Genomic DNA, 18,907 nt, shown 5'->3' on the forward strand with positions numbered 1-18,907 from the left:
GTCTTCTCGTCTTTTTCAGGATTTTGATATCGTTGTAATCTATCTTCTAATTCTTTCAAGTATGTCTTTTTATTCTTCAATGACCATTCTACTTCATTAAGTTCTTGCCAAGCTATATCTTTTTTAGAGTTTTCTTGTCTTTTCTTTTCTGCTTCAGCTTTTCTCTTATCAAGTATTCTTTCGATTTCCTTCTCTAAATCAATTACTTGATTAGATTTCTTTTTATCTAGGATCTTTTCAATTTCTTTTTCTAAATTATTATTTTTATTGGATAGTTTCTTATCTATGATTTTTTCAATCTCTTTCTCCAAGTCAACATTTTTATTAGATTGTTTTTTATCCAATATTTTTTCAATTTCTTTTTCCAAGTCGACTGATTTACCAATTTGTTTTCCTGATAGAGCTTTTTCGACTTCTTGTTTAATAATCAAATTTTGATAAGCTTGGTTTTTGGCTAAGATTCTTTCGATTTCTTTTTCCAAATTGATATTGTCGTTGTTTTTCTTCTTGGCTAATACTTTTTCTATTTCTTCTTCAAGGTTAAATGAAGCTATTTTCGCTCTTTCTTCTGTTGTAATATTCGTCATTATTTTATTCACAACAGTCTTTTCCCCACCAACTATGAACACATTCTTGCCATTCAAATATTTCTTGGCATTTTCTGTCAAGCTATTTGATTGTGTAAGTATGATTGGCGCGTTGTGTTTTTTCGTTAAGCTTACTGCTGACAAGCTATCTGCGAATACTTGACCACTTGCAAGAATTGCGTTGTTGTTCTTGTCAAATGATAGTTTTGCGATTTCTAGTGCTGTTTCGTATCTGTCTTTGCCGGAAACTCTTTTTCCTGTGAAGCCTTTTAGTGGTAGTTGGTTTTTCCCGCCGATTGCGATTTCTTTTAAGTTTGATTTAGGATAAGAATTACCATCACTTAAAACCATTACTGATTTGTGATTTACAAAAAATCCTGTCGCTGCTAGTGCATCTGGGAAGTTTTTCCCACTTGCTATCAACAAATATTCTGGGTTGATGATTTCTTTTGTTTTTTCCATGACTTTTTGTGATGTAGAATATCTGTCTTGTCCTTCAAGTCTTGTTACATTTATGTTTGATGATTGTAAGTTTGTGTCAATTCCAGTTTTACTGATTGCATTGTCTCCACCTACAACGTAAACTTTCTTCGCTTTCAAACGTTCGATTTCGTTTTTTGTTTGTGAGTCAAGTTTATCTTGTGATGATAATAAAAGTGGCGCATCTAGTGCTGATGCAAGTTGTCCTGCTGACAAAGCATCTGCAAAGTTGAATCCACTTGCAAGTACGACATTTTCTGATGTAGTGTATGCTGATTTGGATATTTCAACTGATGTTGCGATTCTATCCTTGCCTGATATTCTTGTAGTTTGTTGTGATTTTGCTTCATTTTTCATGTTTTGTTTATCGGCATTGACAACTCCAATTGGAAGTATCATGGAAAGTGCAAGAGTCGATGCCAAGACTTTTTTCAATAATTTCGTGTTCATTTTTGCCTCTTGTTAAATATTTTTGTATGCTTCTAGCACTTTTCCGTAGCCTTCTTCTTTTAATGCTTCTTCAACATATCCTCTGATTTCTTTTGTTGGATATACATTTCTTTTTATAGATTTCATTTTCTTCAACACATCTTCAACGATAATGTTCACATCAGAAGCATTCATCTTCGCTCCAGAAGAATCGGATGTTTGGGCTATTGAATGGAAGATTTTTTCCTTGTCAAAGCTTTCAACGCTGCCAAGTTTTTTAAGCACCCATTCTCCTTCTTCTCCAAACATTTCATCAAGCACATTTATTTTTGCATCTTCAATTATATTTGCAACTTTATTTGGGTCGATATCGTTATCCTTGAAATAGTCAAACAATATTTTTGTTAAATCGTTCATAAAATCCTCCTTATAAATCAAGTATAAAACAAGAGCATCCATTAAAAACGGATGCTCAGCTTGTCAAATTAATCTAGTTAAATATTATGCGATAATTTTAGAAACAACGCCTGCTCCTACTGTTCTACCGCCTTCTCTGATGGCAAATCTTAGTCCTTCTTCGATTGCGATTGGAGTGATTAATTCGATGATGAATTTTGCGTTATCTCCTGGCATTACCATTTCTACGCCTTCTTCTAGTTCGATGTTTCCTGTTACATCTGTTGTTCTGAAGTAGAATTGTGGTCTGTATCCTGAGAAGAATGGTGTGTGTCTTCCACCTTCGTCTTTTGTTAATACGTATACTTCTGCTTCAAATTTTGTGTGTGGGTGTATTGTTCCAGGTGCTGCTAGTACTTGTCCTCTTTCGATTTCTTCTCTTTGTACACCTCTTAGTAATGCTCCGATGTTGTCTCCTGCTTCTGCTTCGTCAAGTTGTTTTCTGAACATTTCTACACCTGTTACTACTACTGTTCTTTTTTCTGTTGTAAGTCCTACGATTTCTACGTTGTCACCAACTTTTACTTTTCCTCTTTCTACTCTACCTGTAGCTACTGTTCCACGTCCTGTGATTGTGAAGATGTCTTCTACTGGCATTAGGAATGGGTGGTCTACGTCTCTTACTGGAGCTGGGATCCATTCGTCTACTTCTTCCATCAATTTCATGATTTTGTCTCCCCATTCTCCGTCTGGATCTTCTAATGCTTTTAATGCTGATCCTACTACGATTGGTGTGTCGTCTCCTTCGTATTCATATTCGTTTAATAGTTCACGTACTTCCATTTCTACTAATTCGATTAGTTCTGGGTCGTCAACTTGGTCTTCTTTGTTTAAGAATACTGCGATTTTTGGTACGCCTACTTGTCTTGCTAACAAGATGTGTTCTCTTGTTTGTGGCATTGGACCGTCTGCTGCACTTACTACTAGGATTGCTCCGTCCATTTGTGCTGCTCCTGTGATCATGTTTTTAACGTAGTCAGCGTGGCCTGGACAGTCTACGTGTGCGTAGTGTCTTTTTTCTGTTTCATATTCTACGTGAGAAGTGTTGATTGTGATTCCTCTTTCTCTTTCTTCTGGTGCCTTGTCGATGTTAGCGTAGTCTACGAATTCTCCTGATCCCATTCTCTTGTTTAATACAAGTGTGATTGCTGCTGTTAATGTTGTCTTACCGTGGTCAACGTGACCTATTGTACCAATGTTAACATGTGGTTTTGTTCTTTCAAATTTAGCTTTACTCATGCTATCCTCCTGGAAATTTTTAGTTATTTTTATTATATCACAAACGTTAACAAATTACATTTTTTGGGGGAAATTTAAGAAATTAAACCTATTTCTATTCTACATAATCGAGTGGTTGTTCCGATAATATTTTTCGTGCTACTTTCCACTCAGGATAATATTCTCCAAGTAACTCATAAAATCTATTCGTGTGATTTCTTTCTAATAAATGGACCAATTCATGAGTTACGACATATTCCAAACATTCGATAGGTTTTTTTGCTAACTGAAGATTAATCCAAACCCTCTTCTTGTTAATATTACAAGTTCCCCACTTAGTCTTCATATTTTTTACTCTATATTCATTTGCTATCAATCCAGTGTTTTTCTCGCACTTTTTCGAAACAATTTTTAAAACTCTTTTGAGCTCATTCCTGTACCATTCATTAATTATTGACTCTCTTTTTTTAACATCCGAACCTTCTCTTACTCTTAGAATAATTTTTTTCGGAGTAACCACAACCTCAGGCTTTTTATTCTCATAAACTACCTCTAAAATATATGTCTTCCCCCATAAATAACACGATTCTCCAGACACATATTCGCGTTTAGATAGTCGTGGTTGATTTCGAAATTTTTCTTTAACATTTTTTATTTTGGTCATATTCTTTAATACGAAATATTTGATTTCTTCATCTGAGCACTTCAAAGGAACACTTACCTTCACATCTCCATCAGGCGGAAATATTCTTATATACAAATTTTTCAAATTGCTTTTTTTGTGAATTTCTACACCTAATCCATCAATTATTTCATTATATTTCACGATACTCATCCTGACTTTTTACTATATCAAAAATTTCTTCCGTCAAATCATCGGCTAAGTTTTCATCTTTTCCATGTTCGCACAACACATCATATATAGAGCCTTTTATTTTGTTTTGTTTTTGTCTATTGGTCATCCAATCTGGTTGTATCGAAGTTTTTATTGCACTATCTAATATATACGCAAGATCTCCGCCCTCATCTCCTAAATAATCATAAATAGCTCTCTTCGCTTCGCTATCCTTTATATAATCAGGATAATTATCGCTGTCTTCTGGATGAATTATATTCTGCGCTATTTTAGTTACTTCTTTAAGATAATTTTCATAACTTATAACGCCAATTTTTCTTTGCTCAATAACTTCTTCCAACATTTCCGATAATTTCCCATAATATACTTCATTAGAAGACTTCCTTTTGACGATTTCATAAGTTAAATTGTTTTCGATAATCTCAGATTTTGCATTATCATCTCCAGGAAGGCCATCTACAATTTGGTCAATTGGAGATTTCGTGTCACTACTTAGCAATAACTCTACCAACGACATATTTTCCAATTCACTAATAATAGTGCTGTCCTCAGCCATCACATAAGTATCCAAAATATATCTCATATCTGATTCATAAGGTTTCAAATCTATATAATCGTAGCTAGCAAGTTTTATCATTTCTTTAATCTTGTTGTAATTTGTTATTTCATTTCTTAATTTATTAACTTCCTTGTCGTTATATCCGAAATCTGAAACCAACTTATCACAACAATTTGCAAAAGCCCTCGTGTATGACGATGAAATTGAATAAAACACTTCTCTTCTACCCAAGTAAGTCTCATCATCTTCCCTGTCTCCACAGAAATACTCAATAATTTTGGAATCCTCTGATTTATCCTCTATATTTGAAAACAAATCATTAAGAGAAGCCCTTGCTCCTACCATTTCTGCCTTTGCTTCCTCGTAACGACCCTTAATAAGTCCATCCACATCTTCAGCTGCGTAATCTTCAAACGCACCACTCGTATAATCAGTGATTGCAAGCTGAACATTCTTGAACAAATCCTTGTAATCAACAATATAACCGTAATCTTTGTCTTCACCATCTGGTCTGTTTACTCTACAAATAGCTTGAAACAAATCATGATCTCTCATTGATTTATCAATATACAAATACGTCGCACTCGGAGCATCAAAACCTGTCAACAGCTTGTCCACAACAATTAAAAGTTTCATATTCGCAGGCTCTTCCTTGAACTTTTTCTTTACTTCACTTTCATAATCAGAAGTAGACCTACCAGCTAACATTCTTTCGTAGATTTCTTTTTTGTATTCGCTTTCACTTTGTTCGTTCAAATCAGACGTAGCTGTTCTTACGCTCGCTGCATTCGGTTCGTATGAAGTCACCACCGCACACTTCTTAAATCCATTTGATTGAAATATCTCCCAATACTTGCAAGCTTGCAGAATATCACCAGCGACAAGCATAGCCGTTCCTCGATCACAAGACAACCTAGGCTTCGTTTCCATATCAAAAATAATATCAGCCGCAATTTTTTCTAATCTTTGTCTCGATGAATACAGTTTGTTCAACGATGCCCATGATGATTTAAGCTTGTTTTTTGCATAATCAGTCAGACCCTTCGTCTTTGTTTCAAACCAAACATCAACCCTTGATTGATTAGTCAGATTTTGATCCACATCCCTTGCTTCATATCTTAAATCAAGTACAACTCCATCTTCTACACCCTCGTCAAACTTGTAAGTGTGGATGAATTCCCCAAACACCTCGCGACTAGTTTGCTTGTCCTTTTTTAAAAGAGGAGTTCCCGTAAAACCAATAATAGTAGCATTAGGCATCAAAGTTCTCACAGCCTTGTGAAGTTTACCAGAATTTGTTCTGTGACACTCATCAATAAAAGCCACAATATTTCCCTTGGCCTCATAATCACTGCCCAAACTTTTTTCCAATTCCTTGACATATAAATCAACATCAGATTGATTACCAGCATTATGTCCGTATTTATGAATAAGAGAACAAATAATTGACTCATCATACGTGTTTAATAAATCTCTTAAATGTTTACCTGACCTTGCCCTTGCTATACTAATATCTACATCGGAGAATAATCCTTCAATCTGATCGTCTAACTCGTCTCTATCGGTAATAATTACAACACGACTGTCTTCGATGTTTTCTATAATCCATTTTGTTAACCACACCATAATAAGAGACTTGCCAGATCCTTGCGTATTCCAAATAATGCCGCCTTCTTTTCTTTTAATAAAATCCCTAGCCGCAATATTTGCAAAATATTGGTTGTGACGAGCAAGTTTCTTTTTTCCCGCATCAAAAATAACAAAATCATAAATCATAGACAAGAATCTTTCTTTTTCACACAAAGACACGATACCATTTCTGAGTCTATTAGATTCTTCATTCTGTAATTTTCTAATACGCATACTCAATTCATCTGTTGCATTCTTATCTTCCTTCCATTGAAGATAGAACTTTTCAGGAGTACAAATAGTCCCATATTTGAGTCCCTCAGACTCATTTCCCGCAAAAACAAACTGAACCGTATTGAAAAACCTCGCGATATTTTCTTGTTTTTGATTGTGTAGATTTTGTCTGATACCTTCACCGATACTCACAGAAGATCTTTTCAGTTCAAAAACTCCCAACGCAATTCCATTAACATAAATCACAACATCGGGGCGCTTGTGCTTCTTACCATCTAAACATAAAACACTTACCTCTTCTGCCACAGCAAAATCATTGTTTTCGATATTATCCCAATCAATCAAATCAACTGTAACTCTGTTTTTGTTTTCATCTTGTAATCCCTGCACACCATATCTAAGAATAGAATAAAATTCCATATTGTTCCTGTAAAGGCTGGAAGTTTGATTAAACGCTACATCTTTTACTTTTTTCAAGCAAAGCTTCACAAGATGAGAAGAATATCCTCTTTTTTCTAGATTTCTTGTAAAATCATCCTCTTTTATAGATTTATTATCGTAACACTTAAGATTTCCGATATACCTATATCCCAAATCCTCTTTCAAAACATCGAGGACTCGCTCTTGTAATTTTATCTCCTTATCTACTTTCATATTTCCTCCTAGACAAGCCTTACCTTGCCAGTTAGTAAATCATCCATCGCTCCAGCTCTTATTTTCTCAATCTTTGCTTTTTCATCTTCCAAGTCTTGTATTTCATCATCCATTGAAGTTAGAATATCTGCAATGGCTTGTTGTTCTTTTATACCGGTTGGGATGTAAAGAGAAAATCTCTTTAAATCTTTCTGATATAAATGTTTTATTGTAGACCCGGCTGACAGTTCACTGATAAATTTTTCAAACATCGATGACCTTAATATCCAATATAAAAAATATTTTTTTAGTTTTTTATTTGTTTTAAACACAAAAACTCCACTATTTAACGTAGCTTTTTTGTTGATATTAGGAACAATAGCAACCTTACCAATCGTTCCATCTTTCGTTACCAATACATCACCACTACAAACTTGAATATTCACATCGAGGTCAAATCTTTCTTTAGTTACAAAGCTAATTCCGTCAAAAGATATAGTCCCATTATTAAAATCAGTGCCACTGATTAAATATGAATATCCTGATTGTAGATATTCTTCCTTTTTTAATCCTTGCCACCCTATTCGAGCCTTTGGAATAACTACATCAGAAAATCCGACTTCTTCCCACTCATCATCAAATCCATCGAGTCTTGTTTTCCCTGTCATCAAATCTTCCACGGCGCCATCTCGGATCATCTTTTTCTTTTCAATAAGATTTTCAAGATTTTCAATGTGTTTATCAAATGTCATTAGAGTATCGGCAATGACTTTTTGTTCTTCTAGTGGTGGTATTGGAATTTTAAGTTTTTTCGCATTCTGTATAGTAAATGTTCCGACTGTTGTAAATCCAGAAAGGTTTAATATCTGATTTTTAATTTTACTTGATAAAAACAGGTAATATAAGTATTTAGGATGAAAAAAATCTCCTTTTTTTATCCATATTATATTTCCATCTTTAAAATAAATTTTATTATCATTTTCTATCAAAAATGGAATTCCAATACTACCTACTCCCGTAACTAATAAATCTCCTTTATGAGGTGCTCCTGACACCATTACCTTATTTCGATAGGTTTCTTCTGAAATAAATAATTTATCATTTTGTTCTTCTTTTGAATGAAAACTTACAATATCCCTTGTCCTAAAAAAAGGAACACCCCTGTTTTCCCATTCTTTTTCAAAAACCCTTTTACTAGATGTTATTAAATTGTACTCTCCTAACTCAACCTCTTCCCAATCCTTTGGATAATCACTCATCTTTCTCACCGCCTTCAAGGCTATTCTTTTTAATAAACTTATCAAAATCAGAATTGATCAATTGATTTTTGTTGAAAACCATGTACTCACCAATAGCTTTTTCTCGTGCTTTTTTTGCGCTGATGTGACCATTTCCCGATAATATCTTGTATCTTCTAAAATTCAAGAAATCATTTAATGATGATGAGAAATCTTCCATTCCCAAAAGCACTTCATCTTCTATCAAATCTTCTACGTAATCAAAATATCCTGTAACAAGTCGTTCCAGTTTTCTGATTTCTTTTTCTGATAGATAGTTCTTGGCAACTGTTACATCGGTTTTTAATATTCTACCGTCTGGTGAATTTTTCCACGTTGCTAGTCCCATGTTGTTTTTCGTTGAATCACTTTTTTCGTAGATAATTTCTGCTGCTGTTTTTCCTGTTATTGCATAGTGAAATTTGTTTTGTACCATTGCGTAGAAATTTCTCGTAATTTCAGAATTTTTGTCGTAATCAAAGCTGCATTCAGCAAATATATCTGTGATCTGTTGCCAAATCCTGCGTTCACTTGCTCTGATTGAACGTACTCTTTCTAGAAGTTCTCTGAAATAGTCTGTGCCGAAAGTGCTTTTTCCTTGAGATAGCATTTCGTCATTTAAAACAAATCCTTTTCTAATGTATTCTTTGAGTACATTGGTCGCCCATATTCTAAAGTTGGTAGCTTGTCTCGAATTGACACGGTACCCTACAGAAATAATAGCATCCAAGTTGTAGAATTGGGTTTTCTTTTCTTGTGTTTTTCCCTCAATTGCTCCGTGTTTAGTGGTTATTTCCAAAATGGAAACAACCACATTTTTGTCCAATTCTCCTTCTTTAAATATATTTGATAGGTGCTTGGAAATAGCAGGAACCCCAACTCCAAAAAGCTCCGACATTGCCTTTTGTGTCAGCCAAATGGTTTCATCTTTTACGACAACTTGAATTTTGGCTTCTGTAAGTTCGTTCTTGTAGAGCAAGAATTCTATTTTTTCAGGATAATCTACCATGAATATCCCATCCTTTCCAATGCATCTCTTACATCACTTCGTGAATTTTCAACCCTTTCTTCAAGTTGTGACAATGTTGTTTCGTAGCGTTTAGATATTTCTACAAGCTTAGCTGCAATATTATTTATTTCGCTATCTACAGCATCTTTTATGTCATTGTTGATTCTCGCCATCCATTTCTTGTCAAATAACAAGTCTTTTATTTCTTTTTCCGTTAGTTTACTGTATTGTTCTTCGATTCTTTCATCGAGTGATTTTGTTTTTGATTTTAGTTCTTTGTTTTGTGAATCTTTTTTCTTTAATAAGTTTTGATATGAGATTAGTAGCTCATATTCATCCTTATCCTTGTTTTTGTCGATTTGTTTGATTCGATCTGTTAAACTTTTTTTGGTAATGTTTCCTTTGTCATTGATTGCATCATTGATAAGTCCATCTTCTCCTGAATTTTCTTCGAATATTTCATTCATTTTCTCATCTATTTCTGAAATTGTTGAGTTGATGGCTGATATTTCTTCTAGTTCATCATTGAAGTATTCTTTTTCTATAATTTCTTTAGGAATTAAAAGTCCATCAAATGATTTGAATTTCTTTTTATCTTCTATTTCTATTTCGATTCCTTGTTCATCTTTTATTTTTTTCTTGCCATATTTTCTATCGATTTCACAACCTGCTCCATATCCCGATGCTTTTATTAGGTATACATCATCTTGCATTTTTTCATTCCAATAGTTCAATAGAAAATCATACGCATCATAATTGTCTAATAGTTTGGATTTTTCGTAGGCTTTTAATATCGAAAATCCTAGTTCTCTTATTAATTTTTTAGGAATTATTGTTTTGTCAATATTTTTCAATACGCTTTCTGATTGTTGTTTCCAAATATTGAATATGTCTATTGTTTCTTCTTGTATTACTTTTTTGATTTTTCCGTCTTCAAATATTAGATCTTCTATGTTGTCTGGCTCTACTTTCAAGTCGTATACTTTAGCGTTATCTCTTTTTTCAAAAATTTCATTTCTTAATTCACTAGATATATTCCACAATCTTTCCATTGAGTCTATGTCTTTTTCTGGTATTCCGCCATTTAGATGCGAATTGATGTTTTGAGGTAAATTTTTGTTGATTTTACTGATATATCTTGGAACATTTAGGTTCGCATTGTTGTCTTCTATGATTTCTGTGTAAGTGATAAATCGTGAATACCCTTTGATTTCTGTTTTATTCGTAAAAACTTGTACGATTTTTTCGATGTCTTGTTCTCTGAGCCTGTTCTTGTCACCGTCTTTTTTGAATCCATCACTCGCATCTATCATAAACAATCCTTCTCTTTTATCAGCATTTTCTTTGTCGATGATTATTATACAAGCTGGAATTCCTGTTCCAAAAAACAAGTTTGAAGGAAGTCCTACAATCCCTTTGATGTATTTTCTTTTCAATATTTCTTTTCTTATGGTTTCTTCAGCATTTCCTCTAAACAAAACTCCGTGAGGAAGAATTATTCCAGCTTTTCCATTTTCGTTTAATGCTTTTAATACATGCAAAAACCATGCATAATCTCCGTTTTTTTCTGGGGGTATGCCGTATCCGTCAAATCTATGATATGTGTCTTCGTCTGCTTTGATTCCATCTGACCAATCCTTGTCTGAAAAAGGTGGATTCATAACAATAAAATCAAATTTTCGCAATTCACCAAAATCATCTGTATAATATGGCGCTGATAATGTATTGTCGCTGTAAACTTCTCCAGTTCCTTTGTTGTGTAGAATAAAATTCATCTTGGCAAGACCTGCGGTGTCTGAATATTTTTCTTGTCCGTATATAGTTACAATAGAGTCGCCGTTGCTATCAACAGGCGCTTCATCTGCTGCTCTGATTAATAAACTTCCACTTCCTGCGGCAGGATCGTGTAACGTCCATTTCTTATTTGGTGAATTTTCAATATCTCCAATACCAATAAGTCTGGAAATCACCCTTGAAACTTCACTTGGGGTATAGAACTGTCCTTTGCTTTTTCCAGATTCCTGTGCGAATTTCATCATGAAATACTCATAAGCATCCCCGATGATATCATCACCGCTTGCTCTGTTTTTCTTGAAATCTATGGCAGGATTTTGGAAAATCGCAATCAATCCCGATACTTTGTCAACTAATTCTTTTCCTTTTCCTAATTCTTCAGGATTGTTAAACGAAACATCTGGAAGTGCACCTTTTAGGTTATTTATTTCTAGAAATTTTTGAATAATCTTGTCTACACGTTCGCCTACGTCTGGCTTTCCCTTTGCCATTATAAGATCATCAAAGGAAGCTCCTTCTCCTATTTCAAATTCACCGTATCTTTGTCCTTTGTATTTATCTGTAACGTATTTGAAAAACAAAAGTAGTAGAACATAATCCTTGTATCTTGAAGGTTCCACTCCACCTCTGAGTTTATTTGCCGCATCCCATAGTATGGAGTATAATTCTGATTTTTTTACTGCCATTGTATCTTCCCCTTAATTTTTTACTATAAATCATTATTATTTTTTAATTTAAATCAAATTATTTAAAATGATTTTAAAACTTTATAGAAGAATTAATTTAATTTGAAAATAATATTTTATTTATTTATAATTTATTTTTTCATCATCTTATCATATTTATGTGGTTTTTTCAATAAAATAACGTTTTAACGTTCCCCATTACCCAAATAAAAAACCAGCGTAGCCATAGCCACACTGGTATTGTCAACCAACTTTCTTTGTTAATCAATTCGCTTTTGGTTTGATTTTGTTGGAGAATCAAATCCTCGATTCCTGGAGGAAATGTAATATGAGCGATGTTTATAGTTGGTTTTTTGTTAAATTTATTGTTGGTTTAGAAAATCGATGGCGTATTGTGCGTATGTTGCGGCGCCATTGATGAGTACTGATTCATCTACGTTGAATCTTTCGTTGTGATGTGGATAATCTGCTCCTACTTCTGGGTTTCTACATCCTACGAATCCGAAGCAGCCAGGTTTCTTTTCAAGATAGTATGAGAAGTCTTCTCCTCCTGTTGTTTTTTGCATTTTTCCGATGGCGTCAATGCCTGCGAATTTTTCGATTGCCTTGGCTGCAAGTTCGGATGATTTTTCTTCGTTGATTGTTGGTCCCAAGATATATGTGTAGTCCATTTCATAAGTTGCTCCGTAAGCGTCACACACTCCTTTGATGACTCTTCTCATGTCATCTTGTATTGTCGCGCCGATTTTTCTGGAGAAATATCTGTTGGTTCCTTCTATTTCTGCTTCTCCTGCGATGATGTTGAATCTGTTGCCGCTGTGGAATGATCCAACTGTTACTGTAACTGATTCAAGTGGAGAGTAGTTTCTGGAAACGAGTTGCTGTAGTGCGTTGACTACTGCTGCTCCTACTACTACTGCATCGACTGTTTCGTTCGGTAGTGATCCATGTCCAGATTTTCCTATGATTTTTATTTTGAACATGTCTGCTGCTGCCATTCTTGGGCCTGCTTCTATGGAGATTTTGCCTGCGTCGCATCCTGACCAAATGTGCGATCCGTAGATGTTGTCTGTTTCTTCGAACCATGTTCCTTGTCTCATCATGTATTTGGCACCTGTTCCAACTTCTTCTGCTGGTTGGAATATCAAATATACTTTGCCGCACAACTGATCTTCTACTTCTTTTAGCATTTTGGCTGCTGCAAGTAACATGGCGATGTGTGTGTCGTGGCCACATGCGTGCATTTTGCCGACGTTTTTGGATTTGTAATCTACATCGTTCATTTCTGTTACGTTAAGTGCATCGATGTCTGCTCTTAGTGCAACTGTCTTTCCAGGTTTTTTCCCTTTGATTACTCCGATGACTCCTGTTTGTGGTTTTTCTGTAGGTATTTCGTATTCTATTCCCATTTTATCCAATTCTTCGCAGATTCTTTTTGTTGTTTCGAATTCTTGGTAAGATAATTCTGGATATTGATGGAAATATCTTCTCATTTCTACTACATAATCTTTGTATTTGTCTTTTATATCTTTTACGTTCATTGTTTACTCCTTGTTGTATGTTTTTTGTTGTATTTTCTCCTAATTTCCCTTATTGTTTTAACCTTATTTGGAATTTATTTTACCCCTTACTCCTTTTTAATTTGTAAAATAATTAAACTCCTGGTGTTAATAATGGTGCTAATATTCCTGCAAGTACAACTGATCCTATGGATACTGTTACGAATCCTGCTACCAACATTTTTGGTAAGATTTGTGACAATACGAGTTTCTTATCTTCTTCGTTGTCACACACGCCGCTTGCAACTTCTTTGGAAACTATATATGTTCCTGGGAATCCAAATAAAGCGGATGATCCAATTGCAAATGCCATCCAGCCGTCTACCTTCAATATTTTACCGATTAGAACTGACATGATTCCTATACCAATAGTACCGATTACTAGACAAATAACTATTGGCATACAAATATTCAAAACATCTTGTGGGCTTGCACCTGCAAGTCCACCGTAGATTACAGCCATTAATGCTGCCATCAAAAATCCGAATGAATTTCCTTTGCTAAGTGGTTGTCTTTCCAATACTCCTATTTCAGAAAATATTATTCCGAAGATTAGTGCTAGTACGTTCTTGTCGATTCTGATGAATACATTCGCCAAGAATATTCCTGTGTCGACTTTTTTCAATTGTCCTGCGATGAATGTCGCTACAAATGCGATTAGCACTGTTTTTGCCAAGTAATAGTTGGCTGTTGCGTATTTTAATGGTAGATGAAATATTGATTTCTTTTCTTCTCCATCTGTTTCTTGAATTTTTTCAAATACGTGACCTTCTGATTTTAGCTTCAATATATTGTGAGCTGTTTTTCTGAGACAAAATGATGCCAATGGATAGCCGACGAATCCTTGAAGTACTACAAGTAATGTTGCCATGAGTTTCAGGTCTGCTCTTTTAATTGCATTCGCAGCTTCTGCCATTTGTAATCCTGCGATTACTCCACCAGAGATAGGTGGTGCTGCAACGATTGCTGTTTCTTTTCCTACAATTACACTTCCTACTGTCAATAACAATGCACAAATCCCTACGATTCCTGCTGCGGAAATGATAACTGTCTTCCATTGTTCCATTAATTGTTTGAGATTAAGCATAGAACCCATGTGTACCAATAATACTGGAATGAACACAGCTCCTATGTTGAACAAAAACGAATCCTTGAATAAAGTTTGTGGCATGCCTACCCAAAAACTTACCAAGAATATTGCTGAGCACACGAACAACGATGGTACGATACTTTTTGTAGCCGTCGCCACAACATCGCCGATTGTGTACACGATAAAAATAAATAATAATGCCAATAATGCGTCCATTAATCTTCCTCCTTGCTTCCACACTTTTATGTGTTAAAGTGTATAAATTTAAAAATAATTATATATTAATAATTTTGGTGTGTCAACACTAAAACCTAAAAAATTTTGCACTTTAAACCGATAAACCATGTTATTCGGTGTATCCGGCATTCAGTAAAACATTTTCTTCTCTGATATTACTTGCTAATAAAAAATCAAATGATGTTTGTGTGTTCTTTTTTTATCTTGTAATTTGTACGATTATTATTTTTTTGTTCCGTATATTTTGTGCATAAACTATTTATAAAGAAACTTTTATGCATTTTTTGAGAAAAGGAAAACTATTCTTTTATTTTTTAATTTTATTTATTTTAATTTTAGTGATTTTTTTATATTTTTTTGATTTTTCGTTCGAATTTGATGTGTGCGTAAAATTTATTTGTGCTGAGAAAAAATCTTGACGAATGACACTGTGTCATTTATAATTTAATTATGACAAGGTGTCATTTTATTTGAGGAGTGATTATATGCCAAAGCAAACTTTTTATAATTTAAGTGAAGATAAAAGAAATTTGATTGATGAGGTTTTGAAGGATGAGTTCTCCAAGAAGCCTTTCAAGGATTGTAATGTGAAAAATATTGTGGAGAGGCTTTCTATTGCGCGCGGGAGTTTCTACCAATATTTTGATGATTTGATGGATAGTTATTTTTACATTTTGGATAAGGAAACGAAGGATGTGCATTTGCTTTTCATGTCTGTGTTGAAGAATAACAACAACGATGTGTCCGTGGCGTTGGATGCGTTTGGAGATGAGGTGTGCGATGTGATTTTTGCGGATGGCGAGTATAATTTGTACAAGTTTAGGTATTTGTATTGGAATAGTGAGCTTGAAGATGGCTGGAGGGCTACGAAAAACGAGTATTACGAGATTTTCCAGGATAATTCTGATTGTATGAAACAAGAGCTTGTGTATTTTATGAAGGCGATTATTCACAGTTTGATTGAGAGAAATTTCAAGGAAGAATGGTCGAGGGATGTTTTCATTGAAAAATACAGGCTTCATATTAATTGGTTGAAGAAGGGAGTAGAACATGAAGATTGTTGAGAGTTTATTTGATGTGTGTTATTTGATGATTGTGGTGGCTTTTGGTGTGAGGTTGTTGTTGGAGAAGAAAAATGGCGCGAAGTTGTTCGGGATCATGGCGATGGTACTTGGTATTGGCGATGGGTTTCATTTGATTCCGAGGGTGATTTCGCATTTGAGTCCGGGAGGTTTTGCGGCGCACGCGGCTGTTTTGTCGTGGGGTCAATTTGTGACGAGTATTACAATGACGATTTTCTACGTGCTTTATTATCATTATTATAGGATGCAAAGTAATGATACTGACAATGTGAAAAAATGGTTGATTTACGGCTTGGCAATGTTGAGAATTGGTCTTGTGTTGTTGCCACAAAATAATTGGGGAACGGCGGACGGAAATTATATGTTTGGAATTTACAGGAATGTTCCTTTCTTGATTATGGGAATTTTGCTTGTTGTGTGGTCGTACAAGAAGAAGGAAATCCTCGCGTTCAAACACATGTGGATTTTGATTTCGTTGTCGTTTTTGTTCTACGTTCCTGTTGTGTTGTTCAGCAAGACTGTCCCTGCGATTGGCGCTTTGATGATGCCAAAAACTGTGGCGTATTTGTTGATTGTGTGGATGGGTTTCAAATATTTCGTTAGTGATTTCGGGGCAAATAATTTGTTCGCAAATTCTATTACGATTTTGATTATGGGACTTATCGGTGGCGTGTTCTATCGTGAATTTACGAAATTTTACGCATTTACCGATGCAACTCATCTCGGAAAGATTCACATTCACACTTTGGTTTTGGGATTTGTCGTTAGTTTGTTGATGTATTTGTTGGCAAAAGATATGAAAGATGTGAAATCTTTGAAGAAACCTTATGAAATTTATCTGACAGGTCTTGTGTTCACAATCGCAAATATGGTTGTGATTGGAATTTACGAGGTCGTTCGTGAGGGATCGGATGTGATTGTGCGTGCGGCAATCGATGGTACTTCTGGCATCGGCCACATTGTCCTATCAGTTGGAATTGTGTGGATGTTTGTGAGGGCATATAATTTGAAAATATCAGAATGATTTGTGAGAGTAGCTTGCGGGCTACTCTTTTTGTGTGATGTGAGGTTTTCTTTGGGTATATATGTAGTGAAAGTTATCGGAAATTTGAATTATTAAGGAGGATTTTATGGCTAGAAAATTTGAAAAGGCCTGTGTCATTGGCGGCGGCGTGATTGGTTCGTCGTTTACTTTGCTTTTTGCGATGGGCAAGATGGATGTTGTCTTGTATAATTTGGATGAAAATGAAGAGAACAAATCAAAGAAGATTATCGAAAAATACGTCGACGAATTGATTGAAAAGAATGTCGTTGATGAAGATAAACAAACGATCATGGCAAGAATTAGATACACTACCGACGAAAAAGAAGCGATTGAATTTGCAGACATTGTGGAAGAATGTATTCCTGAAAACTACAATGTGAAAAAAGAATTCGTGAAGGTTTTTGAAAAATACGCAAAGCCTGATTGTGTCTTGTGTTCTGCAACATCAGGACTACTTATCACTAAAATTGCAGAAGATGCCAAACATCCCGAAAGAATTTTCGGAGCACACCCTTACAACCCACCTCATTTGATTCCACTGATTGAGATTTCACAAGGAGAAAAATCAGACCCAGAAATAGCAGACGCCCTTCGTGAATTGTTCGTAAGATTGGGCAAGAAACCTATCGTCATCAGAAATGAGGTTCCAGGTTTTATCGCAAATAGACTTCAAGCCGTGGTGCTTCGTGAAATGATGGATTTGGTGGATAAAGGTGTCGTTAGCATGGAAGATTGCGAAACTGCGTTGACATTTGGCCCTGCAATTCGCTGGGCAATCATGGGTCCAGGACAAATATTTGAACTTGGAGGCGGCGAACACGGACTTCAAGGTTTGCTCGACCATATCGGCCCTTCCATGGAAACTTGGCTAGAAGATGCTGCTACATGGACGAAATTTACAGACGACATCAAGAAGAAAACAGTCGATGGAGTTCACGAAGCAATCAAAAATAGACCACAAGACATCGGAAACACCAATGAAACACTTGCCAAATATCGTGACGGAATGCTCGTAGAAATACTACGACTACACAAAGATTTTAAGATTTAGTTATGTAATATGAAAATCTCCCGAAAACTCGGGAGATTTTTGTGTTTAAAAAATATTTTTAAGTTTTTTGATTTACATTATTTTTTATTTCTGAGATAATTTTTCCCACTCTTCACGTGTGACGCCGTATTTCATACTATCATAGTATGTGCCTTTCCAATAGCGAACTTTCCTGATTCTTGCCTCTTGTGTGAATCCGATTTTTTCTGCAGCCTTCATCATTCGTGGATTGCCGCTAAAAGTAGTCAGTCCTAGATGTTCGATTTGTGGGTTATCATTGAACACTTCGCTTGTCCACAATTTGAGGGCTTTCGTTCCTATGGATTTATTCCAGTAATTTTCGTCGTAAATCACAATTCCTATTTCCATCCATCTAGTTTTCTCGTCAATCCAATTTTGAGATACCATGCCAACGACAACACCGTCTACTAATATAGCTTTGCAATTGGGTTGTTGAAGATATTTCCAAATACCAGATTTTTCAAATGATTCTAAGCTTTCAAAAGAAACATAATCTTCAAAATACGGTCCGTTGAACTTCGCCCACTCGGGTGATTCTTCGTAAAATCCATCTCTCCATATCTTTTCTTTATGTTTATCGGTAAAGCTCTCTAATTGTATTTTCATTTTCTCTCCTTTGCCCTACTACCCCCAGTATTTCTGATCCACTGTCCTATATCTGATAGCTTCCATCAAATGTTTGGCTTCAATGTTTTCTTTTCCGTCTAGGTCTGCAATTGTGCTTGATATTTTGGGTATCATTTTGGGTATCATTTTTGGTATCATCTTGTGCATGTGCATCTTTTTGTGCATTGCCTTGTGCATGCACATGCGCAACACGTTGCAACTTTCTCAAGTCTCTGCTTATTGTACTTCTTGAAACCGAGAATATTTTTGATAGTTCCACTGTTGATATCTCTGGGTTTTCTTCGAGTATTTTTATTATTTCTTGACGTCTTTCTTTCGGTGCCATTTTGTGTGCATCGCCTTGTGCAT

At 35.1% G+C, this 18,907-nt stretch carries 14 protein-coding genes and 2 pseudogenes; 3 read left to right on the forward strand and 13 right to left on the reverse strand.

Annotated features, from left to right (window positions below; translation table 11 throughout):
• Positions 1-581 precede the first annotated feature (581 nt).
• From ACU68Y_RS07030 to ACU68Y_RS07075, 10 genes and pseudogenes are all read right to left on the reverse strand, one after another.
• Positions 582-1,517 (reverse strand): annotated as a pseudogene (locus tag ACU68Y_RS07030) (cell wall-binding repeat-containing protein); the annotation flags it as partial.
• 12 nt (positions 1,518-1,529) lie between these two features.
• Complete coding sequence (locus ACU68Y_RS07035; RefSeq protein WP_316535299.1) at positions 1,530-1,913, reverse strand: ATP cone domain-containing protein; 384 nt, start codon at positions 1,911-1,913, stop codon at positions 1,530-1,532.
• 84 nt (positions 1,914-1,997) lie between these two features.
• Positions 1,998-3,191, reverse strand: coding sequence for an elongation factor Tu (gene tuf, locus ACU68Y_RS07040; protein ID WP_002842030.1), 1,194 nt, complete (start codon positions 3,189-3,191; stop codon positions 1,998-2,000).
• A gap of 94 nt (positions 3,192-3,285) precedes the next feature.
• Positions 3,286-3,996 (reverse strand): M48 family metallopeptidase, encoded by a 711-nt coding sequence (locus tag ACU68Y_RS07045; RefSeq protein WP_199797395.1) that lies wholly within the window; start codon positions 3,994-3,996, stop codon positions 3,286-3,288.
• Entirely contained in the window at positions 3,986-7,102 is a 3,117-nt protein-coding gene (locus ACU68Y_RS07050) for a type I restriction endonuclease subunit R (RefSeq protein ID WP_316450884.1), read from the reverse strand. The genes ACU68Y_RS07045 and ACU68Y_RS07050 overlap by 11 nt, the downstream gene beginning before the upstream one ends.
• An 8-nt stretch (positions 7,103-7,110) precedes the next feature.
• On the reverse strand, positions 7,111-8,340 hold the full coding sequence (locus ACU68Y_RS07055; protein ID WP_094225305.1) for a restriction endonuclease subunit S: 1,230 nt from the start codon (positions 8,338-8,340) through the stop codon (positions 7,111-7,113).
• Positions 8,333-9,367 carry a virulence RhuM family protein gene (locus tag ACU68Y_RS07060; RefSeq protein WP_094225304.1) on the reverse strand — a complete coding sequence of 345 codons (1,035 nt, stop codon included), beginning with the start codon at positions 9,365-9,367 and terminating at the stop codon, positions 8,333-8,335. The genes ACU68Y_RS07055 and ACU68Y_RS07060 overlap by 8 nt, the downstream gene beginning before the upstream one ends.
• A complete protein-coding gene (locus tag ACU68Y_RS07065) occupies positions 9,361-11,847 on the reverse strand; it encodes an N-6 DNA methylase (protein ID WP_094225303.1) in 2,487 nt (828 codons plus the stop codon). Before ACU68Y_RS07065 ends, ACU68Y_RS07060 begins: the two co-directional genes overlap by 7 nt.
• A 362-nt stretch (positions 11,848-12,209) precedes the next feature.
• Positions 12,210-13,388, reverse strand: coding sequence for an amidohydrolase (locus tag ACU68Y_RS07070; RefSeq protein ID WP_446755736.1), 1,179 nt, complete (start codon positions 13,386-13,388; stop codon positions 12,210-12,212).
• 112 nt (positions 13,389-13,500) lie between these two features.
• Complete coding sequence (locus ACU68Y_RS07075; protein WP_446755735.1) at positions 13,501-14,712, reverse strand: hypothetical protein; 1,212 nt, start codon at positions 14,710-14,712, stop codon at positions 13,501-13,503.
• Positions 14,713-15,218: 506 nt separating this feature from the next.
• On the opposite strand from ACU68Y_RS07075, the gene ACU68Y_RS07080 reads away from it, so the two are divergent.
• The 3 genes from ACU68Y_RS07080 (at position 15,219) to ACU68Y_RS07090 (ending at position 17,911) form a co-directional block, all read left to right on the forward strand.
• Positions 15,219-15,797: a TetR/AcrR family transcriptional regulator gene (locus tag ACU68Y_RS07080; protein WP_446755734.1), complete on the forward strand. Its 579-nt coding sequence runs from the start codon at positions 15,219-15,221 to the stop codon at positions 15,795-15,797.
• Positions 15,784-16,839 (forward strand): DUF2871 domain-containing protein, encoded by a 1,056-nt coding sequence (locus tag ACU68Y_RS07085; RefSeq protein ID WP_446755733.1) that lies wholly within the window; start codon positions 15,784-15,786, stop codon positions 16,837-16,839. The genes ACU68Y_RS07080 and ACU68Y_RS07085 overlap by 14 nt, the downstream gene beginning before the upstream one ends.
• 106 nt (positions 16,840-16,945) lie before the next feature.
• A complete protein-coding gene (locus tag ACU68Y_RS07090) occupies positions 16,946-17,911 on the forward strand; it encodes a 3-hydroxyacyl-CoA dehydrogenase family protein (protein ID WP_446755732.1) in 966 nt (321 codons plus the stop codon).
• 84 nt (positions 17,912-17,995) lie between these two features.
• On the opposite strand, the gene ACU68Y_RS07095 is transcribed toward ACU68Y_RS07090, so the two are convergent.
• The 3 genes and pseudogenes from ACU68Y_RS07095 to ACU68Y_RS07105 form a co-directional block, all read right to left on the reverse strand.
• Entirely contained in the window at positions 17,996-18,538 is a 543-nt protein-coding gene (locus tag ACU68Y_RS07095; RefSeq protein WP_446755731.1) for a GNAT family N-acetyltransferase, read from the reverse strand.
• Positions 18,539-18,556: 18 nt separating this feature from the next.
• Complete coding sequence (locus ACU68Y_RS07100) at positions 18,557-18,736, reverse strand: magnesium chelatase subunit ChlI family protein (RefSeq protein WP_446765331.1); 180 nt, start codon at positions 18,734-18,736, stop codon at positions 18,557-18,559.
• A gap of 25 nt (positions 18,737-18,761) precedes the next feature.
• A pseudogene (locus ACU68Y_RS07105) lies at positions 18,762-18,884 on the reverse strand (HTH domain-containing protein); the annotation flags it as partial.
• Between the last annotated feature and the right edge of the window lie 23 nt (positions 18,885-18,907).

Source organism: Finegoldia sp. P1-F-LS (genome assembly GCF_052932205.1).